This is a genomic window from Pseudomonas sp. GW821-FHT07F01, from assembly GCF_059418825.1.
Genome location: NZ_JBWKQO010000004.1, coordinates 592,791 through 619,317 on the forward strand (window position 1 = coordinate 592,791; position 26,527 = coordinate 619,317).

Sequence of the window (26,527 nt, forward strand, 5' to 3'; positions counted from 1 at the left end):
AGGAAGATCCGTCATGCGTCTGTTGTCTCTGCTCTTCACCCTCGCTTTGCTCGCCGGTTGCGCCTCCACCCCGGACTATTACATCTCGCCCAAACCGGTACGGATTCCCGCCAACGCGACTTATTGGATCGACACTTTCAAACTGCAACTGGTCGGCGAGAGTGAGCGCTTTCTGCCCGAGGACAAGTTGCGTCAGCAACTGGGCATGGAGTTGATCCGGCAGTTGGGCAATGCCAATCGCTACGCCGCCACCAAGGACAGTGCCGACTACCTGCTGGATGTAGATGCGGTGTACAAGCGCCGCCTCAGTGATTCCCAGGGCGGGCTGGTGTCGATGGTCGTCGATGACAATACGATCCTTGCCAGTGTCGACTTTGGCTACAAGGTGCAGGTCAAGCGCGACGGCGCCGAGGTGTTGCATTTCGCCCAGGAGCGCGATGGTTTGCAGCCTGCCGGGGCCATGGGCCAGTTGCGCAATATGAAGACCATGTTGGGGGCGATCACCAACAGCGGTAATTCGGATGTGGAGAACTTCTACATTCGTGCTCTGCCGAGGTTCATCGTTCGCGATATCACGGCCATTCCTTCTCGTTGAGTGAGTGTGTGGGGGGATTGTAGGAGCGAGCTTGCTCGCGATGAGCGCCAGGGCGTCGCGTTCTTTCAGTAGCGGCGCGTTATCGTTGGTGTTGTTCGCGAGCGAGCTCGATCCTACAGGGGGATCAACGTGCTTTTTGGGTTATAGCTTTTTCACCGGAATGCAGATCTCACACTCCAGCTCCCCGGTCTTGACGTCGTAGAAGGCATCCGCCGGGTAGCGTTCGAAGGCCGGGCGCGGGTCGAATTGCAGGCCGCTCTTGGGCAGCCAGTCGCGGCACAGTTCGATCCAGGCGTCGGCGATAGCCGGGCCCAGGCCGCGGTAGTGGGCCACGGCGTAGAGGCCGCCGGGCAGGGTGGTGACGACCGCGGGGGCGCTGGCCTTGAAGTCTTCGGGCACTTCCACGCAGGCGTCGTAGCGGCATTTGTCGGCGGGGGTGAGGTCCGGGTCGTCGTGGCCGATGCCGTAGCGCACGCGGTTGAAAAGTTGATGTTCGAGCATCCATGGCGCTGCGGTTTCGCGCCAGAAAACACCAATGCCCGGGCCGTAGGCGCCGATGTAGCGCAGGTAGGCCACGCGGGTGGCGGGTAGTTGCTGCAGGGTGACCTTCATCGCGGTTTCCTTCAGGTGAATGAAGGCGTCAGGATCGTCGAAGGCGGGGATGTGGGTCTGATCAGGATTGCGCAATTCACGCAGGCGGCGTTCGCGGATGTCGTCCAGGCGGCGGTGCCAGCGTTTGGGCTCGGTATCGCGCCAGGTGCTGGGGGAGACCGAGAAGTGCTGTTTGAAGGCCCGGGAAAATGCCTCGCCGGAGCCGAAGCCGACTTCCAGGGCAATTTCCAGCACTGAGGCCGAGGGGCGGCTGGCCATGAGGTAGGCGCCGCAGGCCAGGCGTCGGCGGCGCAGGTAGGCACCCAGGGGCTCGCCGACCCAGGCGCTGAACAGGCGGTGGAAGTGGTAGGGCGAGAAATGTGCGACCCGCGCCAGGTCCGCCAGCTCCAGGGGTTGGTCCAGGTGTTGGTCGATATGCTCCAGCACCCGGCTCATGCGCAGGGTGTATTCGTGGAGGCTGTGATAGGCGGCGCTCATGTCTACAGCTTAGTTGGCTGGGTGGGTCGTCACAGTCTGCCGCAGATTTGTGCCGTTTGTGAGTGCGATTCGCCGGCAAGCTGGCTCCTGCGGCAGGTTCTGCCGGCGAACAGGTTCTCAATCGTCACAACAGCAACTGCTGCTCTTGCCCTGGGGCGTTGCCTGGTAGCGATCGTGGTGCCGGACCCAGCCCATGATCTGCTCTTCGTTGCGCCCCTTGGGCGTCAGGTCGAGGAAGTTGTAGGCCCCCAGCAACAGGTCCAGCCCGCGGGCATAGGTGGAATAGGTGTGGAATATCTCACCTTGCGGGTTGCGGTAGAAGACGCTGAGCCCGGGCAACTCCTGCTCATTACCACTGGCCTGTTCGTAGTTGTAGCTGGCAGTGCCCTGGGCCAGTTGCTCGGCGCTGAGGCTGACGCCGAAGTCCTGGTTGAAGTCGTCGCCGGCGCTGGAATACCAATCGAAATGCCAACCCATGCGCTGGCGAAAGGCCTGGAACTCGGCATAAGGGGCGTGGGAGATGGCCACCAGCGCTACATCGTGGTGGGCCAGGTGCTGGTTGGCGCCATCGAAGTGGTCGGCGACGAACGAGCAGCCCTTGCAGCCTTCCTCCCAACCTTCGGCAAACATGAAGTGGTAGACCAGCAGTTGGCTGTGGTCGCCAAACAGATCGGCCAGGCCCAGCGGGCCATCGGGGCCATGAAACTGATAGGGCTTGTCGATTTTTACCCAGGGCAGCGCCCGGCGTTCGGCGCTGAGCTGGTCGCGCTGGCGGGTAAAGGCCTTTTCGTGGATCAGGTGCTGTTTGCGGGCTTGCAGCCATTGTTCCCGGGAGACCACGGGATGCTCGGTAACGGACATGACATCTCTCCTCAAGGCAGTGGGGGCGATGGGTCTTACACACGCTAGTCGTTTGGCGCTGGAGTGGATCGACAAACCGCCCAGCGGTTTTCCGATCAGGGGGCGGCGGCCTGGGGTGGATTTCCTGAACGGCTGAATGGCCTGCCGGTCACAACGTGTGAAGGCATTTCATTCTCTTGTCTGGAGGTTGAATCAGGATGACGACTTATAACTGGGATCTGATCGAACGACTGCTGCACGAAGTGCAGAACGGCGCCGGCCACAGCTTCACTCCGCGACCCTATGCCGAGCAGCATGCGGCGGCCAAGGCGGCGGAAGGCGAGCCCACCGGCAATCTGGATGACCTGAAAGTCACCGCCACCGAGTACGAAAAGTTACTGCTGGACCGTGGCTTTATCGAAAGCCGGCCGGAAGAGGAGGGCGGCAATGGCGAGAACTTCGTGCTCACGCCCCGTGGTTCCAGCCTGCTGTGCCTGATTGACAGCAGCATCCCGGGCAATGATCACCCGCGCCAGGTGCTGGATGAGCAGGCCGATGCGCTGGATTCGGCGACCTTCGATCAGGTGGCCTCCAAGGCCCAGATCGCCTAGGTTGCGCCTAGCCCTGGCGGGCGTTCTGCAGGCATTTGAGCTCGGCGAAGTCCTTGCGCACTCCGTCGATTTTCTTCAGCAGGCGCTGGCGCTGGGCCGGGGTGCTTTGTGCCATCAGGTCCACCAGCAGGCTGCGTGCGGCCTGTTCGGTGTGGGCGTACGCTTGGCGATAGTCCGGCGTCCATAAGCTCTCGCGGTGTACCAGCAATTGCTCGATACGTTGTGGGAAATCGCTGTTTTGCCGTTGCTCCACGGCCGCGCTGAATTGCGCCTGCCAGTGGGCTCGGTTGGCGATCCACTGCTGGTTCTGCTCGCCCAGGCTGCTGGACCATTGTTCCACCCGTTGCTGCTGGCTCGGGCTTAGGGAGCCGAGCCAGGCGTTCAGGCGCTTGCTCATGCGTTGGCTGCGCTGCTCTATCTGTTGCGCCAAAGGCGGCTTGAGGTATTGCTCCTGGTGTTCCTGCAGGTCCTTGGCGAAGGCGGAATTCATCTCTTTGACTTGCTGGTCGTTCAGACCCTGGAGCAGCTCCACGGCGGACGGGGTGATCTGCTGGGCGGTTTCGGCGATGGCTTGCTTGGCTTCCCGGGTGCGCTCTTGCAAGCCCTGGTCGCTGACCTGGTTGTTCTGCACCATCAGTTGCAGGCGGTCGAGCCAGTCCAGGTAACCTGGGAGCTGGGTGGTGCAATGCCAGCTCAGGTGCTGCTGCAGGCGCTGGTTGAACCAGCTCTTCTGCTCGCTGTTCATGTCCAGGTAGTCGTTGAGGTTCCAGGGAATGATCACATCCAGGTTGCGATAGGCCAGGCCGACCCGGCTACAGGCGCCCAGCAGCAGGCTGATGATCAGGAGCGGAATGAGGAGGTGCCAGCGGCGCGCCATGTTCGAGTCCTTGCGAGTGCGGGTTGCTGTATCTGAACCCTGAAGGCGCCTCGCAGTTCAGACGTTCAGTAGAACGCCCGTTCGGCCTTGAAGGTGAGCAGGCCGTCGCATTGCGGGTTATGCCCGGAGTAGGCGCTGCAGTCGTTGCCGCTGAGGCTGGAGTCACTGTAGATCAGGTTCAGGTCGATCCCCAGCCAGGGGCGCGAGAGCTTGATCGACCAGTCATTGAAGCCGGCCACGTAGCCGCCGTCGGCGATCGAGACGCCATTGTTCAGTTGATGGGTGGTGTATTTGACGCTGACGCCAATGCCGAACGGTACGTTGCCGCCCAGGTCAGCGAACAGGGTGCTGTTGCGTTTGTCCGGGTCATTGCTGAAGGCCGCGCCGAAGCGGCTACCGAGCAGGGTCAGGCCGCCGTAGAATTCCTGGCTGTCCTGGGTCCGCAACTGCGGGTAGTTGTAGTGGATCATTCCCAGTTCGTAGCCCAGGGTCTGGTCGAAGGGCTGCTTGAAGCCCAGGTAGGAATCCACCTCCAGTTTGCTGGAGGGGCTCAGGCCCATGCTGGGGGCCCACTGGCCGGCATACCAGCCACTGTCGTGGCTCAGGTCGAGGCCGCCGTGGAACGAGCCGCTGGAAGACGGCTTGACCAGGCCCTGGGCCATGCTGCGGCTGGGGCTGGTGCCCAGCTTGAGGTCGAAATCCCCCAGCTCGCGCTGGAAGATTTGCCCATGGGCAATGGGGCAGGCCAACAGCAGGCTGCAGGCCAGCAACGCGGATTTGAGCATGCAGCACTCCCTGAACTGCGCGGAGCGACAACCTGAAAGGCGGCTGAAACGATTGATCTAGAGGGGGTAAAGGATACCGGCGAATGCCATTGGCTGAAGGCCGTTCGTCGATTTGCTGGTAGTGGGGAGGAGAGCGGGTGCCAGTCCTAGCGCTTTGGGGGCAAAGCGCTAAGGGACCAGGATAATGCGCGGGGGAGTTACTTCTTGCCCAGGCTGATCTGCTTGGACGGGCCGAAAGTCTGGCCGCTGACGCCTTTGGCGATCTGCTGGATTTCGCCGCCCGATTTCAGGAACGCTGCGATCTGTTCGTTGATCGATTCACTGGTTTCAACGGCGGGAGCTGGTTTTGCTTTGCTGTTGGAGGCTTTTACTCGCATGGCGGCCATTTAACCTTTCGGGAAAATTAATTTGGCCAGGCATCTTATCAGAAATACTTGACAATTGCTTGGTAAATATCCCCTGGAACAGAAAGGCGCTTCCTGCTGTTTTTCCTAAGTTTATTTTTCGGATATTTTCCTAAGTCGCTGTTTTAACTAAGGACCCATCGAAAAAAATGCCCTCTCGCTGTGCTCCGCAAAGGCTCTATGCACGGCTGTTTGCCTGACGAGCGGCCGGTTGAGCGCTGGGAACGCCAGAAAAATCAAGGATTTCGTGGCCGGCGATTCAGGAGCGTCAACGCAGGCCTGGAAAACAGGTAGAATGCCGCCCACGCAATGAGGGTATTGGAAATGGCTTTAGTCGGGCGCTACAACAGTTTGCAAGTGGTTAAACACACTAACTTTGGTTTGTATCTGGACGGTGGGGCGGACGGCGAAATATTGCTGCCCAATCGTTATATCCCCAAGGACATTCCCAGTGAAGATGAAGACTGGCTGAATGTTTTTGTTTACTTGGACAGTGCTGACAAGTTAATCGCAACTACCGAAAAGCCGAAAGTTCAAGTTGGTGAGTTCGCCAGTCTTAAAGTCGTCGAAGTTAACAGTATCGGGGTGTTCCTGGACTGGGGGCTGCCCAAGGATCTGCTGCTGCCGTACTCCGAGGAAAAGCGCCAGATGAACGCCGGCGAATACTGCGTGGTGCATGTCTACCTGGACAAGCACACTCGCCGTATCACCGCCACGGCCCGTCTGGACCGCTACCTGGACAAGACGCCGGCCAACTACAAGGCCGGCCAGGAAGTCGACTTGCTGGTGGCCGAGTCCACCGACATGGGCTTCAAGGCCATCATCAACAACAAGCACTGGGGCCTGATCCACAAGAACGAAGTGTTCAAGTTCCTGCGCTCGGGGATGCAAGAGAAAGGTTTCATCAAGGAAGTGCGCGCCGACGGCAAGATCAGCCTGAGTCTGCAACCTGTCGGTGAACAGGCGGCCACCAGCCTGAACTCGAAGATCCTCGCCAAGTTGCGGGAAAACGATGGCTCGCTGGCGGTCAGCGACAAGAGCGACCCGGCCTTGATCAGCAGTTTGTTCGGGGTTAGCAAGGGCAACTTCAAGAAGGCCATCGGTGCCCTCTACAAGCAGGGCCAGATTGTCATTCACGCGGATCGTATCGAGCTAAGCTGAGACTCACTTCACGCGGCGGGCGAGGCTTATGAAAACCACGCTGGTTGCCTGGCTCGCCACCTTGCTGGCGTTCCTGCTACTCGACGCGCTCTGGCTGGGGCTGATGATGGGCGAGACCTACCGGGCCCAGTTGGGGGCGCTGCTGCTGGAACAGCCACGGCTGTTGCCGGCAGCGCTGTTCTACCTCCTCTACGTTAGCGGTTGCCTGCTGTTCGCCGTGCGGCCCGCCCTGCAGCAGGGCGGCTGGCGCCGGGCTGCGTGCCTGGGGGCGCTGCTCGGGCTGGTGGCCTACGGCACTTATGACCTGAGCAACTGGGCGACCTTGCAGGGCTGGTCGGCTTCCCTGGCGCTGCTGGACATGGCCTGGGGCATGCTGGCCAGTGCCCTGGCCTGCAGTTTCGGCGTCTTCTGTGCCTGCCGCTGGGCGCCTGGCGCAAACGGCGGGAACTAGGTCTGCTCCAGGGGACCCGTCAGGCGCGGCGGCAGTTCTTTATTTCGGGTAGGGGTCATGTCATTGAATCAATGTGAGGTACGGCGGTGAGCATCGAACGGCGCAACGCCGATGGGTTTGCCCTGCAGGTGATGTTGGGGCTGTGCCTGATCTGGGGCGTGCAGCAGGTGATGATCAAGTGGGCCGCGGCGGACATCGCGCCCATCATGCAGGCGGCAGCCCGTTCGGGGATCTCGGCGCTGCTGGTGGCTGTACTGATGTGCTGGAAAGGCGGCTGGTCCCAGGTTTCCAGTACCTGGCGCGGCGGCTTGCTGGCCGGCGCTCTGTTCGGCCTGGAGTTCCTGTTTATCGCCGAAGGCCTGAAGCTCACCAGTGCCGCGCACATGTCGGTGTTTCTCTACACCGCACCGATCTTCACCGCCCTTGGGGTCAATTGGCTGTTGCCCAGCGAACGCTTGCGGCCCTTGCAATGGTTGGGGATCGTCCTGGCCTTTATCGGCATCAGCATTGCCTTTGCCGGCGGGATCTCCCTGGACAACCTGGACCGGCGCATGCTCCTGGGCGACATTCTGGGACTGCTGGCGGGGCTGGCCTGGGGCGCGACCACAGTGGTGGTGCGGGCTTCGCGGCTGTCCGAGGCGCCGGCGACCCTAACCCTGTTCTATCAGTTGATCGTCGGTTTCGTCGGCCTGTTGCTGATCGCCGTGCTCAGCGGCCAGGTGACCCAGGTCAGCCTGACGCCGGTAGCGGTGGCCAGCGTGTTGTTCCAGGGGCTGGTGGTATCGTTCTTCAGCTACCTGACCTGGTTCTGGCTGCTGCGGCGTTATCTGGCGGCGAACCTGGCAGTGTTTTCCTTCATGACCCCGATGTTCGGCGTGACCTTCGGCGTGCTGTTACTGGACGAGCCCTTGAGCCTCAACTTCGTGCTGGGGGCAATGCTGGTGCTGCTGGGTATTACCTTCGTCAGCGCCGAACAGTGGCTGCGGCGGCGGATCCAGCGCTTGTTGTAGCCCGCGCTTCACGAGACGACCGCACAGCGCTGTGCCCTTGGTCGCAGTTGCCAGAGCAGGCTGGCGCCGATCAGCAAGCCGCAGCCCGCCACCACCAGCGCCAGTTGCAGGTCGCCGCTGAAGTGGCTGCTCAGGGCGGCCAGCAACGGGCCGCTCAACTGGCCCACGGCAAAGCAGGCAGTGAGCAGGCCGGCGTTGCGCTGGGCCGACTGCGGCGCCAGTTCCCGGGAGCGCTGCATCACCAACTGCATGCAGGCCAGGAACGGCGTGCCGCACAGCAACACGCCCAATACCAGCCCCAGGCCACTGCCCAGCAGGCAGGCAAAGACCCCGGCGGCCTGCAGCCACAAGGTCGCCATCAGCCATTGCCGGGTGCTGTGTGGGGTGTGCCGACGCAGGCTGGCCAGGGCCACGCCCACGGCCGCGGCCAGGCCGAAACCGGGCCAGAACAGGTCGGCCTGCCACTGGCCCTGGAAGCGCGCATTGGCCATCTGCGAAAGGAAGGTCGCGGGGATGATGTAGCCCACGCCATACAGGGCGTAGACCAGCCCCAGGCGCGCCACGCTGTGCTCAGTGGCGCAGGCGCTCTGCGTTTCGCCACTGGGGCGCGCCGAGGCCGGGGGCAGGATCGGCAGGATCACCAGCAGCATCAACAAGGCGACCGCGGCATACAGCAGCCACAGGTTGGCCGAGCTTTGCCCCAGAAGATTGGAGCCCAGGGCCAGTAGCCCGGTGAGCATGATGCCCAGCCCCGGGCCGGCGAACACCAGGGCCCCGAGGCGTGGCCGGCCCGCCGCCTGGGCCAGGGGTTGGCTCAGGGCCGTGATCATCACCAGCACCCAGGCGCTGGCCACCCCGGTGCCGAAGCGCAGCAGCAGGTGCGGCCAGAAGCCCTGGGCCCAGAACGAGGCCAGGGTCAGCAGCACGCACAGCCACAAGCCGCCCAGCAGGCGCAGGCGCACCTGGGCCGGACGCCGGGCGAACATGGCGTCCAGGGCTCCGAGGAAATAGCCCAGGTAATTGGCGGCGGCAATCAGCCCGGCGGCGGTCAGGTCGACCTGGCCTTCGCTGATCAGGTGCGGCAGTTGCGGGGTCAGGGCGAAGCGGCCAATGCCCATGGCCATCATCAGGGCAATGAAGCTGGCGAGCAGGCGGAGCAGGGGAGACATGGTCGGCTTTCCATCGATGGGGACAATGACCGTCAGGCTAGGACTGATTGACTTTCTTTAAAAATGAATAATATTGAGTAACTTGTTCAGTTTTGGAGAAAGTCATGGAGTTCAGCCAATTGCGCATCTTCCAGGCCGTGGCCGAGGAAGGCTCCATCACTCGCGCCGCCGAGCGCCTGCACCGAGTGCCGTCGAACCTCTCGACCCGGCTCAAGCAACTGGAGGAGCAACTGGGGGTCGAACTGTTCCTGCGCGAGCGTCAGCGCCTGCAGTTGTCGCCGGCGGGCAAGGTGCTGCTGGATTACGCCGCGCGCCTGTTCGCCTTGCACGATGAGGCCCATGCCGCGGTGCAGGGCGGTCAGCCGGCCGGGGAGTTTGTCCTGGGCACCATGTACAGCACCGCGGCGATTCACTTGCCTGCGTTGCTGGCGCGTTATCACCGGGCTTATCCGGCGGTGAACCTGCAGGTGCAGTCCGGGCCCAGCGGCGAGTTGCTCGAAGGCTTGCTCACCGGGCGCCTGGATGCAGCCCTGGTGGACGGGCCGCTGGAGCTGGCAGGCCTGGATGGCGTGCCCCTGTGCGACGAGACCCTGGTACTGATCAGCGAAGCCGAGCATCCGCCGGTGCGTACGGCCCGGGACGTTGAGGGCCGTGCGGTGTTCACCTTTCGCCAGGGCTGCTCCTATCGCATGCGTCTGGAATCCTGGTTTGCCCACTACCACGCCGCGATGGGGCGGGCCATGGAGATCGAGTCCTATCAGGGCATGCTGGCCTGTGTGATCGCCGGTTCCGGGGTGGCGCTGATGGCTCAGTCGATGCTCGACAGCCTGCCGGGGCGCGAAAGCGTGGCGGTGCATGCCCTGGCCGAGCCTTTTGCCCGTGCCACTACCTGGCTGATGTGGCGCAAGGGCATGGTCGGGGCCAACCTCAATGCCTGGATCGAGCTGCAACAGGGCGCTGGCGTGCAGCTTGCGCAGCAGGCGCGGGCCCATGCTTGAGCACCCGATGGCCATTGGCTTTAATCCAGTAACAGTTCATTGCCATTGCGCAGCAGCGCGCTGGAAAAGATAGGGCTATTATCTGCTTGAGGCGGCGCAGTATCGCCGCTCGGCACGACCCTGAGGGGGCACTATGAAAGACAAACTGCAAAGCTGGCTGCACGACCTTGGCGTCGCACTGGGCCTGATCGAGCCACCGCTGCAACCGGTGCCGATTCCTACCGACGAAGAGCTGCGGCGCCGTCAACAACGTCGTCGCTGAAGCAGAGGCGAGAGCGGAGTGCAGGCTCCGGCTCTCGCGGATGTCTTCTAGCCGGCAGTCGCTGGGCCACAGGCCTGGGGCAATCGGGTCAATCCTGGTTTTGCCGGGCCTTTTCCAATAACCATTGCACCAGGTCATCCACCCTTTCCAGCTGCCCTAGCGCTCGCTGCTCTTCACGGGGCAAGACACCCAGGTCGAACCTGTCCTCCAGGCGCCACAGCAGCGCCTCGATATCATCCCTGTCCAGCCCCAGTTTCAGAGAGACCGCTCTGGTCATCGAAATCCACAGGCTCATCCAGCCAGTGGCGAATGAGCAGGTGCACCGCCGCGCGCGCTTGGGCCCGATTCATCTGCGTTGCTCCCGATACGACAGCAGGTCAGGCGGGACGGGCAGCGTCGGCGCGGGTCTTTTCCAGGATGAACAGGCTCAGCTCGCTGATGCTGCTGATTCGATACAGGTCGCGGTCGGGATCCAGGCGAATGTTGAACTCTCGCTCCAGGCTGTGCAGCAGGGCCTTGAGGTCCAGGGAGTAGGTGTCGTGTTCGCGGGCCTGGCAGGGCGGGGTTGGCCACTTCTGGGCCATTTGTGCATCGATGGCATGACGGATGCTTTGCTGGATGGAGAAACGGTCCATAAACACCTCGGGGCAGGGAGAGGCTCTTATTGTTTTATGACCCCATCCAAGGGTGAAGCGATAGCGTGCACTGAGGCGGCCAGCGATCCTTGTACTGTTTTCCTGCGGGAACAGTCGTCGCTGGATCTGAGTACAGCACAGGTTTTTTTCCGGCGGGGTAACCATTCGTCCATTCATGGTCCTGACGAAAATGGCTGAGGGCTTTGCCCTTTTGCCAGGCGAAAAAAAACGGGTGCGGCCACCGACGCCGCACCCGTCGAAGAAAAGCTTCAGACCTCCGGCTTCACGTCAGATTGCGTTGGCCAGGGGCGCAGGGCGCCGGGAAGCCAGGCTCACCACCACGAAACTCACCAGGCCCACGGCCAGGCTGTAGTAGATCGGTGTGTTGGCATCCAGGCCGTCCTTGAACATGAAGGCCAGAGCCGTGACGAAGCCCAGGCCCATGCTGGCGATAGCGCCGGCAGTGGTGGCGCGTTTCCAGAAAATGGCGCCGATCAGCGGGATCAGCATGCCGCCCACCAACAGGTTGTAGGCCAGGGTCAGGGCGCTGATCACGTCGTTGACCACCAGGGCAATGCCCAGCACCACGATGCCGGTGAGGAAGGTGAACAGGCGGTTGATCCCCAGGCTCGATTGCTTGCCGCCGCGCAGCCTTGGCAGCAGGTCTTCGGTCAGGGTGGTGGAGGCGGCCAGCAGGCCGGCGCTGGCAGTGGACATCATGGCGGCCAGCGCCGCAGCGATCACCAGGCCACGGATACCGTCCGGCAGCGAGGCTTTGACGATGGCGGCAAAGGCGTTGTTGACGTTGTCCAGGTCCGGCAGCAGAACATGGGCGGCCATGCCGATCAGGGCGCAGGCCAGGCCGTAGAGGATGCAGTAGAAGCCCGCCAGGGTGCCGGCGTATTGCGCGACTTTCTCGGTCTTGGCGGTGAACACCCGTTGCCAGATGTCCTGGCCAATCAGGATGCCGAAGAAGTAGATCATGAAGTAGGTGATGATGGTGTCCCAGCCGATGGCGGTGAAGCTGAAACTGGACGCTGGCAGCTTGGCCACCAACTCATCCCAACCGCCTACGCGGTACAGGCAGATCGGCAACAGGATGAACATCAGGCCCACGGTCTTGATCACGAACTGGACGATGTCGGTCAGAGTCAGCGACCACATGCCGCCGATCGCCGAGTACACCACCACCACGCCGCCGCCCAGCAAAACCGAAACCCAGAACGGCAGGCCGAACAGCACTTGCAGAACGGTGCCGATGGCGAGGATCGAAGTCACCCCGATCATCAGCGCGTAGGCCAGCATGATCACTGCGCTGGCCTGGCGGGCCATGGGGTTGTAACGCTTCTCCAGCACCTGGGTGACGGTGAAGATGCGCAGCTTGAGCAGCGGCTTGGCCAGCAGCAGGTTCAGGGCAATGATCCCCGCCCCCAGGGCGGCGCACAGCCAGAAACCGGAAATGCCGTGGACATAGCCCAGGCGCACGGTGCCGACAGTGGAGGCACCGCCCAGGACCGTGGCGGCCATGGTGCCCATGTACAGGGTCGGCCCCAGGTTGCGGCCGGCCACCAGGTAGTCCTCGTGGGTCTTGGCCTTGCGCATGCCGTAGTAGCCGAGTACGAGCATGCCGGCGGCATAGATGAGTACGACAAATAGATCTAAAGCCATGGTGGCGTGTCTCCGATTATCTTTTTTATGTGAAACAAACGGTTCATGCAGGTGCTGGCTGCTCAGCGAAGGCGGGGTCAAGTCTTGTGCAAGACCCAGGGGCTCTATCGCGAGGCCGGCCGCTCCAGGAGGTTATCCGGGCAGTAGCGCGCGACTTGCCAGCAGCCCGCTGGTACAGCGGCTGGCCATGCTGGAGTGCGCAGTTTCGAGAGTGGCGATGGCGGTGCTGGCCAGGCCGGGGGGCAGGCGAAACAGGTCGCAAGGCCTGGTGTCGCGCTGGTGCTCGAGGATCTGTCCGATCCTGTTGGTTGCGATGTTGCTAGGGTTTTTTTCTTTGTTGTTATTCATGATCTGCTCCGATCACATTGGCTAAGGGGGTGGCAGCCCTTCCGGCACAGCGGACAAATGGTTGTGACAGGCCAGCCAGAGGCCTTGTTGTTTTGTGCGAGACCCAATGGTTTCGCGTTCCTGGCTGAAGTCTTGCTCCCCTTGCATGCGCAGCTTCGTGGCTACGTCATGAGTCAATCCGGCGCCGTCCCCTTGTGGGCGGACGACGGCGTTGTCCGGGATGCGTCACCGCACCTCGGAACCATCCTTGGCCCCTCATCGGCCCGGCTAATGCCTGGCAGGCATTGCGCAACAGCAGCCGAGGACGGGGTAAAGATGAAGCGGGTAGTACCGCTTTGCGCCGCAAACGGTCTGGCGGCGCGCAGCATGTGCTGAGTCTCAGCGATGGGCGACGCCAGGCAGTACGCAGAGCATTTCGTACAGCAGGTTGGCGCCCAGCAGCGAGGTATTGCCGGTGGTGTCATAAGGCGGCGAAACCTCCACCAGGTCGCAGCCCACCAGGTCCAGGCCCTGGCAGCCACGGACAATCTCGATGGCCTGGATGGTGGTCAGGCCACCGATTTCCGGGGTACCGGTGCCTGGGGCCCAGGCCGGGTCGATGCCGTCGATGTCGAAGCTCAGGTACACCGGGCCGTTGCCGACTTTCTCGCGGACTTCGGCCATCAAGGGCTCCAGGGATTTGTGCCAGCATTCTTCGGCCTGGACCACGCGAAAGCCCTGCTTGCGGCTCCAGTTGAAGTCTTCGGCGGTGTAGCCCTGGGCGCGCAGGCCGATCTGCACCACGCGGTCGCAGTCCAGCAGGCCTTCTTCCACGGCGCGGCGGAAGGTGGTGCCGTGGGCGATCTTCTCACCGAACATGTGGTCGTTGACATCGGCGTGGGCATCGATGTGCACCAGCCCGACCTTGCCGTGTTTCTTGTGGATGGCCCGCAGGATCGGCAGGGTGATGGTGTGGTCGCCGCCCAGGGTCAGGGGAATCACGTTGTGTTCGAGGATGCCGTCATAGGCTTCTTCGATGATGCGCACCGCGTCCAGCAGGTTGAAGGTGTTGATCGCTACGTCGCCGATGTCGGCCACCGACAGCGAGTCGAACGGGGCAGCACCGGTGGCCATGTTGTAAGGGCGGATCATGACTGATTCGGCACGGATTTCCCGCGGGCCGAAACGGGTGCCGGCACGCAGCGAGGTGCCGATGTCCAGGGGCACGCCGACGAACGCAGCATCCAGGCCGGCAGCGGATTGCAGATGGGGAAGACGCATCATGGTGGCGATGCCGCCGAAGCGCGGCATTTCGTTGCCGCCCAGTGGTTGGTGGAGAATCTTGTCCACGGGATAGGCCTCATCGTTGTTTTATATTTATGGGGTCGACGGCGCAGCGAATCCTGCCCGAGCAACCGAGTAGGGCCGATTCTGCGAAATGTAGTGCGGGGAAAGAATCGCTACGAACAAATACTTAGTTCAGATTTTTCTAAACTAATGGCCGATGGCGCGCTAGACTCCCGCGCTGCTCCCCAGGCCCTTGGTGGCGAGGGAGCTTGCTCCCGTCCGGTGGTGCAGCCACCGTTATCCGGGTTGCAGGGTTGGATTGAAAGCGGGCATGGAGGCCATCGGGATTGCTTTGCCGCTCGGCGAGAACCCGCACCCTCGCCGCAGGGACGTTGTCGTTTTGCCTGTTATCGGAGCCTGTCATGGCCAACGCTTTACCTGATCTGAAACTATTGCGCATCTTCGTCAGCGTGGTGCGGCATCAGGGGTTTGCCAACGCCCAGCACGAACTCAATCTTTCCACCTCGGCCATCAGCACCTACATGAGCCAGCTGGAGGCATCCCTGGGCCTGGTACTCTGCCACCGTGGCCGGGGCGGTTTCAGCCTGACCAGCAAGGGCGAGCTGTTCCACCAGGAAACCCTGCGCCTGCTGGGCGAGCTGGAAGGTTTCGAACAGTACGCCGCAGCCCTCAAGGGCGAGCTTCGCGGGACCTTGAACCTGGGGGTGATCGACTCCACGGTGAGCGATAAGGCCCTGCCGTTCGCCGAGGCCATCGGCGCCTACAGCCAGGAGCATCCGGCGGTGCACCTGCACCTGTCGGTGATGAGCCCCCACGAGTTGCAGCTGGGGGTGCAGGACAATCGCCTGGACCTGGCCATCGGTGCTTTTTCCACGCGCATGAGCGGCCTGGTGTACATGCCGCTGTACCGCGAGCAGCATTGGCTGTATTGCAGCAACCGCCACCCGCTGTACAGCGAGCGGCGCATTCCCGAGCAGGTGATCACCCAGCAACGCATGGTCGGCCGCGGCTACTGGAGCCAGGCCGAACTGGCCCGGCACGGCTTCAAGCACAGTGCGGCGACGGTGGAGAGCATGGAGGCGCAGTTGATCCTGGTGCTGTCCGGCGCCTACATCGGCTACCTGCCGGAACATTACGCCCAGGCCTGGGCGGACAAGGGCGACTTGCGGGTGCTGCTGCCGGCAACCTTTGGCTACCAGGCGCCGTTCTCCATGATCATGCGTCGCGGACGCGGTCGAGAGCCGCTGATCCAGACCTTTCGCGACCTGCTCAAGGCGCAGCTCAACCAGTCATAAGGAGGTCCCATGTCTCGAGCACGCTGCGAGCGTTGCCTGCGCCCTGCGGGCCATTGTCTGTGCCCGCTGATTCCGCAGCTACCCAGCCGTACCCGAGTGCTGTTGTTACAGCATCCCAGTGAGGTCAATCATGCCTTGAACACCGCACGTCTGGCGGCGCTGGGGCTGAACAACGCCGAACTGGTGGTGGGGGAGGTGTTCGAGGAGCTGCCGGCGTTGCTCGACCAGCCCGGATATCGAGCATGCCTGCTGTTCCCGGCGGATGATGCCCGGCCATTGCAGGCCTATGCCGAGACGGATGCACCGCTGCTGCTGGTGGTGCCCGACGGCACCTGGCGCAAGGCGCGCAAGTTGCTGCACCTCAATCCGTTGCTGGCGGCGCTGCCAAGGGTGACCCTGGCGACTGGGGTGGAGTCTCGCTATCGCCTGCGCAAGGCCCCGGGGCCGGGAGCCTTGTCCACTGTGGAAGCGATCGTTCAGGCATTGCAGGTACTTGAAGCTCCTGCTTCGTTCGAGCCGCTGTTGCGGCCTTTCGAGGCCCTGATCGAAGGGCAGATTGCCGCGATGGGCGAAGACACCTACCAGCGCAACCACGCCAAATCCTGACCGCTCCCGAATCTGGAGCCGCTGCCGCAGGCGGCGATGGTGCGCGGTGGCCCCGCTCTTGCCGGCCACCCCACAAACCTTCAGGAGCGCCGCAGGGTCTTCTGCCGCAGGATATAGAGACTCACCAGCACTGCGCTGGTCAGCATGAAGCCCCGGGCCCAGGGCGATGGCACCAGATAGCAGGAGAAACCGATGCTCAACCACATCAGGCCGATGGCGTAGACCTTGCCCTTGAGCGGAATGCCGTTGCCGTCGAGATAGTCGCGGATCCACGGACCCAGGCGCGGGTGTTGCACCAGCCATTGGTAGAAGCGTGGCGAGCTACGGGCAAAGCAGGCGGCTGCCAGCAGCAGGAAAGGCGTGGTAGGCAATACAGGAAGGAAGATACCCACTACCCCCAGCGCTACGCTCGACCAGCCGATGGCCAGCAGAACGTAACGCCATAGCAGGGGGCGTTGGCCTATGGGCTTGGCCATAGGCAACGACTCAGTGGTGGCGCGGCTTGAGCAGTGCAGGTTTTTCGTCGGGGGCGTTGCACAGCAGGTACAGCGCGGTCAGCGCTTCCGGGATCTGCACGATCATGTCGTCCATCAGGTTGGCATCGCTGGCGATGTCGGAGAACTCCGGCTGTTCGTCGAACAGGCCGGAACCCACCATGATCGGCAGCAGCATCTCGCTGACTTCTTCCTCGGCGGTTTCGAACCAGGCCGCTTCACGCAGGAACACGCCTTCCATGAAGCCGATGCACCAGCCGCGCAGGTCGGAGTCGTCCGGGTCCTCGCCCAGGTCGAGTTCGCAGGGCAGCTCGAATTCTTCGTCGGAAGCCAGTTGGCGGGCGATGTGCGCCTTGAGGGCCAGCAGGGTCGACTCGATGGCTTCGCGTTCGGCGTCGTCACGGTAGTGCGGCTCTTCGGCGAACAGGGCGTCGATCCATTCACGGTCCGGAACGCTTTCCGAGCAGATGGACAGCGCGGTCAGGTAGCCGTGAGCGGCCACGTAGTCCAGCGCCTCGTCGTGCAGATCATCTGCATCGAGGAAGACTTGCAGGCGGGTTAGTTGCTCAGCGAAGGACATTGACGGCTACCTTGGGGAATAAACGATGCTGAATTCTAGGCTTTCTTGCGCGCTCAAGCCAGCCGCGGTGCCGATTTGAGCGGTTCTAAAGGTTACCAGCGGTCCATTGTCGGTGCCCTCTGCCGGGAAGGGGTCGGGTATACTCGCGCGTTTTGTGATGCCCTGCAGGCTGGCCGTCTGTTCCGGACAAGTCCGCTAACGCAAATGTCGGTGAAGCGTGCCGGCTTTTCGTCCAGTCTGCCCCCAGGGATTTCAGCGATTTTTGGAGTTTTTCATGCTCGAACAGGCTCAACGCGTCCTCAAGGACATCTTCGGCTACGACAGTTTCCGTGGTCGCCAAGGTGCGATCATTGAGCGCGTGGCCAGCGGCGGCGATGCCTTGGTACTGATGCCCACCGGCGGCGGCAAGTCGCTGTGTTTCCAGGTCCCGGCGCTACTTCGCGAAGGGCTGGCGGTAGTGGTTTCGCCGCTGATCGCGCTGATGGACGACCAGGTTGCGACCCTGGAGGAACTCGGTGTCGCGGCGGCAGCCTTGAACTCCACCCTCAGCGCCGAGCAGCAGCGTGACCTGGCCGCGCGCATCCGGCGCGGCGAAGTGAAGATGCTCTACCTGGCCCCCGAGCGCCTGGTCCAGCCGCGCATGCTGGCGTTTCTGCAGAGCTTGGAAATCGCCTTGTTCGCGATTGATGAAGCCCACTGTGTGTCCCAGTGGGGCCACGACTTCCGCCCCGAATACCTGCAATTGGGGCAGCTGGCGGAAATGTTCCCCCAGGTGCCGCGCATTGCCCTGACTGCCACGGCTGACAAGCGCACCCGGGAAGAGATCGTCAATCGCCTGCACCTGCAGGATGCCGAGCGTTTTCTCTCCAGCTTCGACCGGCCGAACATCTTCTATCGCATCGTGCCCAAGGAGCAGCCACGCAAGCAGTTGCAGGCCTTCCTCAACGAGCGGCGCAGCGATGCCGGGATCGTCTATTGCCTGTCGCGCAAAAAGGTCGACGAAGTGGCTGCATTTCTCTGCGAGCAGGGTTTCACCGCGCTGCCCTACCATGCCGGGTTGCCCAATGAGCTGCGGGCCTATCACCAGAAGCGCTTCCTCAATGAAGAAGGCCTGATCATGGTGGCCACCATTGCCTTCGGCATGGGCATCGACAAGCCCAACGTGCGCTTCGTGGCCCACATGGACTTGCCCAAGTCGCTGGAAGCCTACTACCAGGAGACCGGTCGCGCCGGTCGTGACGGCCTGCCGGCAGACGCCTGGATGGCTTACGGGCTGCAGGACGTGCTGATGCTCAAGCAGATGCTGCAGAACTCCGAGGGCGACGAGCGCCACAAGCGTCTTGAGCAGCACAAGCTCGATGCGATGCTGGCCCTGTGCGAGGAAACTCGTTGCCGGCGCCAGACCCTGCTGGCCTATTTCGATGAAGACATGCCGCAACCCTGCGGTCACTGCGACAACTGCGTCGATGGGGTACAGACCTGGGACGCCACCGAGCCGGCACGCCAGGCGCTGTCGGCGATCTATCGCACTGGCCAGCGCTACGGTGTCGGTCACCTGGTGGATGTGCTGCTGGGCAAGGACACGGAAAAGGTCCGCAGTTTCGGCCATCAGCACCTGTCGGTATTTGGTGTCGGCAAGGCCCGCAGCGAAGGCGAATGGCGCTCGCTGTTCCGCCAGCTGGTGGCCCGCGGCCTGGCCGACATCGATCTGGAAGGTTATGGCGGCCTGCGCCTGAGCGACAGCTGCCGCCCGCTGCTCAAGGGCGAAGTGACCCTGGAGTTGCGTCGTGATCTCAAGCCGCAAACCACCCCCAAGAGCAGCACCAGCCAGGCCAGCCAGCTGGTACGGGGCGAGGAGCGCGAGCAGTGGGAGGCGCTGCGGGCCCTGCGACGCAAGCTGGCGGAAGAACATGGGGTGCCGCCTTATGTCATTTTCCCTGATTCCACCTTGCTCGAAATGCTCCGCAGCCAGCCCGGCTCCATGGCCGAAATGGCCGAGGTCAGCGGCGTGGGTGCGCGCAAGCTGGAGCGTTATGGCGCAGCCTTCCTCGAAGTCCTCGGCGGCGGTGTCGAGGCGCCGAAAGTGGTTGCCGACCTGCGCCATGAACTGATTACTCTGGCTCGCGCGGGGATGACTCCGGTGCAGATCGCCGGCCAGTTGCAGTGCACGGAAAAGAACGTCTACACCCTGCTCGCCGAAGCCATCGGCAAGCAGCAGCTGTCGCTGGAGCAGGCCCTGGACTTGCCGGAAGACCTGCTGGGAGAGATCCAGGATGCGTTCCTCGACGGCGAGGGCGAGTTGCCGCCAGTAGCCGAGGTTATCCCGGTGTTTGCCGGAAGGGTGCCGGAAGGGGTGCTGTATTGCGTACGTGCGGCCTTGGAGTCGGAGTTTGAAATGTGAAGGGGTGCGTCAATGTTGTAACGATTCAGTCCCTTACAGGCCTTGCCTCCGGGCAAGGGGCATGCTTAGCTGACTAATAATTAGTTTTTCTTTATTTTCAGTCTGATCATGAGTGTTTTATGCCGTTAACCGATGAACACCGTTTTGGTATGCAGCTGGCGCATATGTCTCGCGGCTGGCGTGCCGAACTGGACCGCCGCCTGGCGGGGCTCGGCCTGTCCCAGGCCCGCTGGCTGGTGCTGTTGCATTTGGCCCGCTTCGAAGAGGCGCCCACTCAGCGCGAGCTGGCGCAAAGCGTCGGCGTAGAAGGGCCGACCCTGGCCCGGCTGCTGGACAGCCTGGAAACCCAGGGCCTGGTTCAGCGCCAGTCGGTGGTGGAAGATCGCCGGGCGAAGAAAATCGTTCTCTGTCCGTCCGCCCGGCCCTTGATCGAACAGATCGAAACCATCGCCACCGCCCTGCGTCATGAGCTGTTCGTTGGCGTTGACGAAGAAGACCTGCGGGTCTGCATTCGCGTTCATGAGCGCATCCTGGCCAATCTGGAAAAATCCTGACGCCTTCAACCGGGGTTGCCTGACCCCGGTTTGTCTTGTTCCTCTGCCATTCTGAATTCAAGCCTGCTGCGCCCAGGGGCGTTTTTTGCGTGCCTGTCAAAAGGTCTGGCCCAGATTCAGTGACAGGGCTTTCTGGTTGTCGTCGTTGAAGCCGTAGCTGAAGTTCAGCGGCCCCAGCGGCGTGTCGAAGCCGAGAAAGATGCTTGCCGCGTTGATGTAGCCGCTGTCGAAGGCATTGTCGTTGTTCCACACCCGGCCCCGCTCCAGCGAGCCTCCCAGGTACAGTGGAAAGTCCAGGGGCAGATAGGAGCGCGGTGTCAGGCGACGGAAGTACACGGCGCGAGCCAGGCTGATGTTCTGCCCGGAGAGGGCGTCCTGACGGAAACCGGACAGTTGTCGAGCTCCACCGAGCAGGAAGCTGGACGTCACCACGTCGGCGTTGTCCAGGGTCCGGCCATAGCGACCGCCCAGGACAAAGGTATTGGGGCCGCTGCTCAGCGCCTTGTCCAGCTTGAACTCCCACTGCCGGTAGCGATTGTCCGAACCCAGGCTCGGTTCGAACTGGCGCAGGCTCAGCTTGATGTCTTCGCCGGAGTGAGGAAAGTAGACGTTGTCCAGCGAGTCGAAGGAGTACTGCAACTGGTAGTAGCCTTCGTTGAAGTTTTCGCTGGGCAGGTTATGGTCGCCGATGCGCACATCGGCCTTGCCCCAGGCCTCGCCGACGCCGAAACGCACTTCGCCGCTGTTGCCGATCTGGCGCCCTAGGTTGAGCCCGAAACCGTAGCGTTCCACGCGATATTCGGCGATCGGGTCGTTGTCCAGCACCGCCTCGACGTTCTGCGCTTCGGCGGCGATGAAGGGCGCAATGAAGTAGCGTGAACCGGCATCCAGTGGCTGGTAGAACTCGCTGTAGAGTTCCTGCTGATCACCGATCTGCACCCGGGTCAGCCATTCTGCACCCAGGCTGTTGATGCCGTTCATGCGGTAGCTGGCGCCGATATTGAACGCGCTGTCGCCACGCATGTCATCGGACAGGTTCAGCCCCAGGCGCAGGTAGTCGGTACCACTGCGCTTGCCCCGGGCGCTGATCACCAGGGTGTTGTCCTGCCCCTTGTGGGCTACGCGATACTGCACCTGTTCGAAGAAATCCAGGCCGTACAGGGTGCCCATGTCGGTTTCCAGGCGGCCCAGGTCCAGCGGCTCGCCGATGCGCTGGCGGATGTAGTAGCGGATCACTTCGTCGCTGACCTTGGAGTCGTTTTCCACCTTGATCGCGCTGATGATCGGCGTGCGCTGGCTGGGCTGGCGCGCAGCGGTCAGTTCGGCATCCAGCGCATGGGCCGGACGCAGACGGGCCAGGCGCGCGTCGAGGATGCGGGTGGCGCGGTAGCCGGCGTCGATCATTTCCTGGGCCCGGCCAAAGTCGGTAACGCCAAAGCTCGACAGCGCTGGCTGGATCAGCACGTCGTCCTTGTGCAGTGCCGCAAGTTGCACCTCCGAGTTGCGCCGGGTCATCAGGGTGATGGACTGGTTGAGCACGTCGACCACGGTATTGAGTTGCTTGCGCGAACGCAGCGGTGTGCCGATGTCCACCACGATGGCGATGTCGACTCCCATGTCCCGCGCCACGTCCAGGGGAATGTTATCGGTCATGCCGCCGTCCACCAGCAGACGGCCATCCAGTTCCACCGGTGCGAAGACCGCCGGGATCGACATGCTGGCGCGGATCACCTGGGGCAGGTGGCCCTTGCGAAACACCACTTTCTCGCCGCTGGCGATATCGGTGGCCACGGCCCGGAAGGGGATCGGCAGCTTGTCGAAGTCACGGGTATCGCTGGCGTGGGCCAGCTTGCTTTCCAGCAGCAGTGCCAGGTTCTGTCCCTGGATCACCCCCAGCGGCAGGCCCAGGCTGCCATCGTCGCGGAAGCTGAGCTTCTGCTTGACCAGAAAATCCCGGTCGTCTTGCTTGCGCCGGAACGGCACGTCTTCCCGGGGCGGGGCATCGGACAAGGCCTGTCGCCAGTCGATGTTCAGCGCAAGCTTTTCCAGCTCGTCGATCTTGTAGCCCGAGGCATACAGCCCGCCGATCACCGCGCCCATGCTGGTGCCGGCGATGGCGTCGATGCGGATGCCCTGTTCCTCCAGGGCCTTGAGCACCCCGATGTGGGCCAGGCCGCGGGCGGCGCCCCCAGACAGCACCAGGCCGATTTTCGGTAGTGGCGCTTCGGCAGATTGAGCGAGCAAGGGCAGCAGGCAGAGGAACAGGCAGGACAGCAGGCGGCGCATTACGGTTCTCGGGGCGGGCGATAAAGCCGGCTATTATAACGACGCCCTTGAATCCAGGAGTCGGCCGTACCATGACTGAACGTAAACCCGAAGTGATCATCACCTATTGCACCCAATGCCAGTGGCTACTGCGGGCGGCGTGGCTGGCCCAGGAGCTGTTGAGCACCTTCAGCGACGACCTGGGCAAGGTGTCCCTGGAGCCGGCAACCGGCGGGGCTTTTCGCATCACCTGCGATGGCGTGCAGATCTGGGAGCGCAAGGCCGATGGTGGCTTTCCCGAGGCCAAGGTGCTGAAGCAGCGGGTTCGCGACCAGATAGACCCCGAGCGCGACCTGGGCCACAACGACCGTACTCAGTGAGAGCCGGCTTCAGCCGTGGCTGCCTTGCTGCCCGAACCCGCCGACAGGCGGCTTGAAACCACGATGGCAACGATGATCAAGGCCCCACCGAACAACATGCGCAGGGTCGGGTTTTCGCCGAACAGCAACCAGGCCACGGTAATTCCGTAGACCGGTTCCAGGGCAAACACCACCGCTGCGGTGCGCGCCTTGATCACTGCCAGGCTGGCGACAAACAGGCTGTGGGCCAGACCGGTGCAGAAAATTCCCAGCAGGCTGATCCACAGCCAGTCCATGGCCCGCACCTGACCAAGCTCGGGAGCCGCCACCGGCAACAGGCACAGGGCGACCACCACGTTTTGACAGAGCGCTGCCTGCACCGCGGGGATCCGCCCGGAGCTGGCACGGTTGTTCAGTGACAGCAGCGAAAACAGCAGGCCCGAGCCCACGGCCCAGAGCAGGCCGGTGGTGGCCTGGCTGGCCAGGTCGAAGTCCGGGGTCACCAGCACCAGGCCGATGCTGACCAGCAGCACCAACAGCATTTCGTTGAAGCGGATCCGCTCGCGGAAGATCAGGCCTTCGAGAATCACCGTGAACGCCGGGAAACTGGCAAAGCCCAGGGTCGCGATAGCCACCCCCGCGACCTTCACCGCCACGAAGAAACTCACCCAGTGCCCGGCCAGCAGCAGGCCGCTGAGCAGCAGGCGCCGCCAATCGGTGGCGGCAAGTTTCTGCCAGGGGGTGTTGCTCGCCAGGCGGGCGAAGACACCCAGGGCGAGCACGGCAAAGGCTGCACGGCCGAAGACGATGACCGCGGGCGAAGCGGCGGCGAGCTTACCGAATACACCGGTCAGGCCGAACATCAGGGCACCGATATGCAAGGCGCCAAGGGCGGTACGCGGAGTCATTTTTATCCTTAACCACAAGACGGGCAGTAATGGCCTTAGGCGGCAATGGGCTCAGTCTACGGGTGGGGCGGCCTGTTGGTCTGTCGCGATCCTGGCGTTTTTTGTCGAGGGACTAGCGTCTGCCCCTTGGCGCAGTTGGCGCGGCGAGTGGCCGTACTGCCGCAGTATCGCCGCGGCAAAGGCACTCTGGGAGCTGTAACCCACGCGGCTGGCGATTTCGCCCATGGGCAAGGTCGATCCGCGCAACAGTTCCAGGGCCATGTGCAAGCGCCGGCGTCGCACGTATTCCATGGGGCTGGCCCCGCACTCGGCGATGAACCGTGCATGCAGGCGGGCAGCGGACAGCCCGGCGATACGGGCCAGGTCGGCCACCTGCAAGGGGTGGGCGGCGTGATGATCGATATGGGCATTCAGGGCGGCATAGGGCAGGCGGCGCTCGCGGGGCTGGCTGTCGGCGCGATGATTGAGGCTGGCCAGCAGCAAGACCGCGCCTTGCTGGGCAATCAAGGGGTCGTCCACCGGGCTGTCCGCCAGCCAGTTGACCAGGCGGCTCTGGCTCGGCCCCAGGACCTGGTGTCGGGGCGCATCGAGCAAACGCCGACTTGCCTCTGCATGTTCCCCCAACGATTGCTGAACCCAGTGTTCGCCGGGTATGTCCAGCACCAGGCAATGGCTGCCGCTGGGGCTGCCGCAGACATGCCGGGCGCCGGCCGGCACCACCACGAAGCTCTGCTGCTGCACCTGGCTGCCCTGGCCTTCGACTTCGAAATCGAGCTGGCCACGCAGGCCGAACACCAGTTGCGCATGTTCATGGCTGTGGGCGATCAGGTCATGGGTGTAGTGGCGCAGGGTGAGGATAGATCCCATCACGGTCTCCTTGGCAGGCGGCCAGTCTACACCGGCGGTCGGGCGTTTCGCGCTGTCATCGCACTGCCGCATTTGTGTCATGGGCTATTAATCGCTGGGGCGCAAGCTCGCAAAAAATCCAGGAGAGCGTCCATGACCCATGCCGAACTCGCCAAGCCCAGCTGCAAGCAACGGGTGCGGACCCTGTGGATTTCAGATGTGCACCTGGGTACCCGGGATTGCCAGGCCGAACACCTGGCACGCTTTCTCAAGGCCTATCACGCCGATCGCATCTATCTGGTGGGCGACATCATCGATGGTTGGAAGCTGCGCGGCGGCATGTACTGGCCCCAGGCCCATACCAACGTGATCCGGCGCCTGCTGACCATGAGCAAGCGTGGTACCGAGGTGATCTACGTCACCGGCAACCACGACGAATTCCTGCGGCGCTACTCCAGGCTGATTCTCGGCAATATCCAACTGGTGGACGAGGCGGTACATGTCACTGCGGACGGGCGTCATCTGCTGGTGATCCACGGCGATCAGTTCGATGTGATTACCCGCTATCACCGCTGGCTGGCCTTTCTCGGCGACTCGGCCTACGAATTCACTCTGACCCTCAACCGCTGGCTCAACCACTGGCGGGCGCGTTATGGCTATGGGTACTGGTCGCTGTCGGCCTACCTCAAGCACAAGGTCAAGACGGCGGTGAGCTTCATCAGCGATTTCGAGGAAGCCATTGCCCACGAATGCGTCAAGCGCGAGTTGCACGGGGTGGTCTGTGGCCATATTCACCATGCCGAGATCCGCAAGGTGGGCGAGGTGGATTACCTCAATTGCGGTGACTGGGTGGAGTCCTGCACGGCCCTGATCGAGCACTGGGACGGCAGCATCGAACTCTATCGCCTGGCCGAGGCCCAGGCCCGTGAGGCCCTGCTCAAGGCTGAGCGGATGAAAGTCGCGGAGCCGGCCTGAGCCCTGGGCCGAACACGGTTTTTCAGGCCGGGCTGGCCTGCTCCATGGCCGCCTTGTACAGCGACTGCCGGGGCTGGGCGAACAGCCGTTGCAGCATGGGCTCGAAGAAGCTCAGGGGCAGGCTCTCGTAGGCCGGATCGAAGGCGGCGGCGTCGTACTTGGCGCAGAACTCGGCGGTGTACTGGTACAGCGGGTGGTCACTGAACTGCTCGCGCAGGTGGCGATCCATGCCCAGGTGATGGAAGAAGTAGTAACCCTGGAAGATCCCGTGCTTCTCCACCATCCACAGGTTTTCCGGGCTGACAAAGGGCTTGAGAATGGCGGCGGCGATATCCGGATGGTTATAGGAACCCAGGGTATCGCCAATGTCGTGGAGCAGGGCGCAGACCACGTATTCCTCGTCGCGCCCGTCATGCCAGGCGCGGCTGGCGGTCTGCAGCGAATGGGTCAGGCGGTCCACCGGGAAGCCGCCGAAGTCGCCTTCCAGCAATTGCAGGTGGGCCAGGATGCGTGTCGGCAACTGCTTGGCGTAGGCACTGAAATCCGCGGCGATGATCGCCCAGTCCTCCTGGGTGCCGTCCTGCATATGGGTAAAGCGCGCATGGGTGTTCATCGGCCATCCTCTTGTTGTCATGGGGCGGGTCTGCAAGGCCTGGCCCTGTGGGGAGCCGCTGGCGGCCCTGGGGTCTAGAAGGGCACCTTGCCGAGGATCATGTCGCGGTACATGACGAAGTCCCCCAGCAGGCTGTACAGCGGATGCTGGAAGGTGGCCGGGCGGTTTTTCTCGAAGAAGAAATGCCCGACCCAGGCGAAGCCATAGCCGGCTATCGGCAACACCAGCAGCAGCCACCAGGCGCCTTTGCCGATGGCCAGGGCGAGGATGAAGATCACCAGGCTGGTGCCGATGAAGTGCAGGCGTCGGCAGGTGCTGTCGCTGTGCTCGCTCAGGTAGTAGGGGTAGAACTCGGCGAAGCTGTTGAACTGTCGGATGTTTTCCATGGCCGCGATCTCTGTGTCTGTTGTTCTGTCGGCGGATGTTCGGCGGGGAGCTTAT

The 26,527-nt window shown here is 62.8% G+C and carries 31 protein-coding genes and 1 pseudogene; 13 read left to right on the forward strand and 19 right to left on the reverse strand.

Going from position 1 to position 26,527, the window contains the following annotated elements; genetic code table 11:
- The first annotated feature begins 13 nt into the window (after window positions 1-13).
- Complete coding sequence (locus tag AC07R1_RS17165; RefSeq protein ID WP_276495267.1) at window positions 14-595, forward strand: hypothetical protein; 582 nt, start codon at window positions 14-16, stop codon at window positions 593-595.
- A gap of 141 nt (window positions 596-736) precedes the next feature.
- Here AC07R1_RS17165 and AC07R1_RS17170 read toward each other — a convergent pair whose 3' ends face one another.
- The gene (locus AC07R1_RS17170; RefSeq protein WP_011059897.1) at window positions 737-1,684 is read right to left on the reverse strand and encodes an AraC family transcriptional regulator; all 948 of its coding nucleotides are present in this window, start codon (window positions 1,682-1,684) and stop codon (window positions 737-739) included.
- Between the two features lie 117 nt (window positions 1,685-1,801).
- On the reverse strand, window positions 1,802-2,545 hold the full coding sequence (locus AC07R1_RS17175) for a DUF899 domain-containing protein (protein WP_015634583.1): 744 nt from the start codon (window positions 2,543-2,545) through the stop codon (window positions 1,802-1,804).
- A gap of 197 nt (window positions 2,546-2,742) precedes the next feature.
- Between AC07R1_RS17175 and AC07R1_RS17180 the strand changes: the two genes are divergently transcribed.
- Window positions 2,743-3,135 carry a hypothetical protein gene (locus AC07R1_RS17180; protein ID WP_041116598.1) on the forward strand — a complete coding sequence of 131 codons (393 nt, stop codon included), beginning with the start codon at window positions 2,743-2,745 and terminating at the stop codon, window positions 3,133-3,135.
- 7 nt (window positions 3,136-3,142) lie between these two features.
- Here the strand turns inward: AC07R1_RS17180 and AC07R1_RS17185 are convergent, their stop codons facing one another.
- The 3 genes from AC07R1_RS17185 to AC07R1_RS17195 form a co-directional block, all read right to left on the reverse strand.
- Complete coding sequence (locus tag AC07R1_RS17185; RefSeq protein WP_041116600.1) at window positions 3,143-4,012, reverse strand: DUF6279 family lipoprotein; 870 nt, start codon at window positions 4,010-4,012, stop codon at window positions 3,143-3,145.
- A gap of 65 nt (window positions 4,013-4,077) precedes the next feature.
- Window positions 4,078-4,797 (reverse strand): TorF family putative porin, encoded by a 720-nt coding sequence (locus tag AC07R1_RS17190; RefSeq protein ID WP_065363342.1) that lies wholly within the window; start codon window positions 4,795-4,797, stop codon window positions 4,078-4,080.
- A gap of 197 nt (window positions 4,798-4,994) precedes the next feature.
- A complete protein-coding gene (locus AC07R1_RS17195) occupies window positions 4,995-5,183 on the reverse strand; it encodes a PFL_1563 family small protein (RefSeq protein ID WP_016962619.1) in 189 nt (62 codons plus the stop codon).
- Window positions 5,184-5,525: 342 nt separating this feature from the next.
- Between AC07R1_RS17195 and AC07R1_RS17200 the strand changes: the two genes are divergently transcribed.
- The 3 genes from AC07R1_RS17200 (at window position 5,526) to AC07R1_RS17210 (ending at window position 7,823) form a co-directional block, all read left to right on the forward strand.
- Entirely contained in the window at window positions 5,526-6,362 is an 837-nt protein-coding gene (locus AC07R1_RS17200) for a CvfB family protein (protein ID WP_026020046.1), read from the forward strand.
- A gap of 28 nt (window positions 6,363-6,390) precedes the next feature.
- Window positions 6,391-6,813 (forward strand): DUF2177 family protein, encoded by a 423-nt coding sequence (locus AC07R1_RS17205; protein WP_053149681.1) that lies wholly within the window; start codon window positions 6,391-6,393, stop codon window positions 6,811-6,813.
- Window positions 6,814-6,899: 86 nt separating this feature from the next.
- Window positions 6,900-7,823, forward strand: a complete 924-nt coding sequence (locus tag AC07R1_RS17210) for a DMT family transporter (protein ID WP_053150154.1) — start codon at window positions 6,900-6,902, stop codon at window positions 7,821-7,823.
- An 8-nt stretch (window positions 7,824-7,831) separates the two neighbouring features.
- Here the strand turns inward: AC07R1_RS17210 and AC07R1_RS17215 are convergent, their stop codons facing one another.
- Entirely contained in the window at window positions 7,832-8,992 is a 1,161-nt protein-coding gene (locus tag AC07R1_RS17215) for a YbfB/YjiJ family MFS transporter (RefSeq protein WP_011059906.1), read from the reverse strand.
- A gap of 104 nt (window positions 8,993-9,096) precedes the next feature.
- On the opposite strand from AC07R1_RS17215, the gene ptrR reads away from it, so the two are divergent.
- Window positions 9,097-9,990 carry a putrescine utilization regulator PtrR gene (gene ptrR, locus AC07R1_RS17220; RefSeq protein ID WP_495110778.1) on the forward strand — a complete coding sequence of 298 codons (894 nt, stop codon included), beginning with the start codon at window positions 9,097-9,099 and terminating at the stop codon, window positions 9,988-9,990.
- Window positions 9,991-10,123: 133 nt separating this feature from the next.
- Window positions 10,124-10,252, forward strand: coding sequence for a PA1414 family protein (locus AC07R1_RS17225; RefSeq protein ID WP_011059908.1), 129 nt, complete (start codon window positions 10,124-10,126; stop codon window positions 10,250-10,252).
- 88 nt (window positions 10,253-10,340) lie between these two features.
- Here AC07R1_RS17225 and AC07R1_RS17230 read toward each other — a convergent pair whose 3' ends face one another.
- The 6 genes and pseudogenes from AC07R1_RS17230 to speB form a co-directional block, all read right to left on the reverse strand.
- Entirely contained in the window at window positions 10,341-10,529 is a 189-nt protein-coding gene (locus AC07R1_RS17230) for a hypothetical protein (protein ID WP_495110779.1), read from the reverse strand.
- Window positions 10,530-10,629: 100 nt separating this feature from the next.
- A complete protein-coding gene (locus AC07R1_RS17235) occupies window positions 10,630-10,887 on the reverse strand; it encodes an acyl carrier protein (RefSeq protein ID WP_019093736.1) in 258 nt (85 codons plus the stop codon).
- Window positions 10,888-11,175: 288 nt separating this feature from the next.
- Entirely contained in the window at window positions 11,176-12,555 is a 1,380-nt protein-coding gene (locus AC07R1_RS17240) for a sodium:solute symporter family protein (RefSeq protein WP_011059911.1), read from the reverse strand.
- Between the two features lie 132 nt (window positions 12,556-12,687).
- Window positions 12,688-12,903 (reverse strand): hypothetical protein, encoded by a 216-nt coding sequence (locus tag AC07R1_RS17245; protein ID WP_019093738.1) that lies wholly within the window; start codon window positions 12,901-12,903, stop codon window positions 12,688-12,690.
- 21 nt (window positions 12,904-12,924) lie between these two features.
- Window positions 12,925-13,116: pseudogene (locus AC07R1_RS17250) on the reverse strand (DUF4440 domain-containing protein); the annotation flags it as partial.
- Window positions 13,117-13,281: 165 nt separating this feature from the next.
- Complete coding sequence (gene speB / locus AC07R1_RS17255) at window positions 13,282-14,232, reverse strand: agmatinase (protein ID WP_011059912.1); 951 nt, start codon at window positions 14,230-14,232, stop codon at window positions 13,282-13,284.
- Between the two features lie 359 nt (window positions 14,233-14,591).
- Between speB and AC07R1_RS17260 the strand changes: the two genes are divergently transcribed.
- Window positions 14,592-15,485, forward strand: a complete 894-nt coding sequence (locus AC07R1_RS17260) for a LysR family transcriptional regulator (RefSeq protein ID WP_011059913.1) — start codon at window positions 14,592-14,594, stop codon at window positions 15,483-15,485.
- Window positions 15,486-15,494: 9 nt separating this feature from the next.
- Window positions 15,495-16,091 (forward strand): tRNA-uridine aminocarboxypropyltransferase, encoded by a 597-nt coding sequence (locus AC07R1_RS17265; protein ID WP_015634594.1) that lies wholly within the window; start codon window positions 15,495-15,497, stop codon window positions 16,089-16,091.
- Between the two features lie 80 nt (window positions 16,092-16,171).
- Here AC07R1_RS17265 and AC07R1_RS17270 read toward each other — a convergent pair whose 3' ends face one another.
- On the reverse strand, window positions 16,172-16,567 hold the full coding sequence (locus AC07R1_RS17270) for a YbaN family protein (protein WP_011059915.1): 396 nt from the start codon (window positions 16,565-16,567) through the stop codon (window positions 16,172-16,174).
- A gap of 10 nt (window positions 16,568-16,577) precedes the next feature.
- Window positions 16,578-17,165: a UPF0149 family protein gene (locus AC07R1_RS17275; RefSeq protein ID WP_011059916.1), complete on the reverse strand. Its 588-nt coding sequence runs from the start codon at window positions 17,163-17,165 to the stop codon at window positions 16,578-16,580.
- Window positions 17,166-17,439: 274 nt separating this feature from the next.
- Here AC07R1_RS17275 and recQ point away from each other — a divergent pair, with 274 nt between their 5' ends.
- Both recQ and AC07R1_RS17285 read left to right on the forward strand, forming a co-directional pair.
- Window positions 17,440-19,566 (forward strand): DNA helicase RecQ, encoded by a 2,127-nt coding sequence (gene recQ, locus AC07R1_RS17280; protein ID WP_011059917.1) that lies wholly within the window; start codon window positions 17,440-17,442, stop codon window positions 19,564-19,566.
- Window positions 19,567-19,685: 119 nt separating this feature from the next.
- Window positions 19,686-20,120, forward strand: coding sequence for a MarR family transcriptional regulator (locus tag AC07R1_RS17285; RefSeq protein WP_011059918.1), 435 nt, complete (start codon window positions 19,686-19,688; stop codon window positions 20,118-20,120).
- A 96-nt stretch (window positions 20,121-20,216) separates the two neighbouring features.
- Here the strand turns inward: AC07R1_RS17285 and AC07R1_RS17290 are convergent, their stop codons facing one another.
- A complete protein-coding gene (locus AC07R1_RS17290) occupies window positions 20,217-22,406 on the reverse strand; it encodes a patatin-like phospholipase family protein (RefSeq protein WP_495110780.1) in 2,190 nt (729 codons plus the stop codon).
- A 71-nt stretch (window positions 22,407-22,477) separates the two neighbouring features.
- Between AC07R1_RS17290 and AC07R1_RS17295 the strand changes: the two genes are divergently transcribed.
- A complete protein-coding gene (locus tag AC07R1_RS17295) occupies window positions 22,478-22,765 on the forward strand; it encodes an Rdx family protein (RefSeq protein ID WP_011059920.1) in 288 nt (95 codons plus the stop codon).
- Here AC07R1_RS17295 and AC07R1_RS17300 read toward each other — a convergent pair.
- On the reverse strand, window positions 22,759-23,652 hold the full coding sequence (locus tag AC07R1_RS17300) for a DMT family transporter (RefSeq protein ID WP_011059921.1): 894 nt from the start codon (window positions 23,650-23,652) through the stop codon (window positions 22,759-22,761). The two genes, AC07R1_RS17295 and AC07R1_RS17300, sit on opposite strands and share 7 nt — an antisense overlap.
- A gap of 51 nt (window positions 23,653-23,703) precedes the next feature.
- A complete protein-coding gene (locus tag AC07R1_RS17305) occupies window positions 23,704-24,519 on the reverse strand; it encodes a helix-turn-helix transcriptional regulator (RefSeq protein ID WP_015634598.1) in 816 nt (271 codons plus the stop codon).
- A 132-nt stretch (window positions 24,520-24,651) separates the two neighbouring features.
- Between AC07R1_RS17305 and AC07R1_RS17310 the strand changes: the two genes are divergently transcribed.
- The gene (locus AC07R1_RS17310; protein WP_495110781.1) at window positions 24,652-25,473 is read left to right on the forward strand and encodes a UDP-2,3-diacylglucosamine diphosphatase; all 822 of its coding nucleotides are present in this window, start codon (window positions 24,652-24,654) and stop codon (window positions 25,471-25,473) included.
- Between the two features lie 22 nt (window positions 25,474-25,495).
- Here the strand turns inward: AC07R1_RS17310 and AC07R1_RS17315 are convergent, their stop codons facing one another.
- Window positions 25,496-26,086, reverse strand: coding sequence for an HD domain-containing protein (locus AC07R1_RS17315; RefSeq protein ID WP_015634600.1), 591 nt, complete (start codon window positions 26,084-26,086; stop codon window positions 25,496-25,498).
- Window positions 26,087-26,160: 74 nt separating this feature from the next.
- Window positions 26,161-26,472, reverse strand: a complete 312-nt coding sequence (locus AC07R1_RS17320; protein ID WP_011059925.1) for an Mpo1-like protein — start codon at window positions 26,470-26,472, stop codon at window positions 26,161-26,163.
- Window positions 26,473-26,527 lie beyond the last annotated feature (55 nt).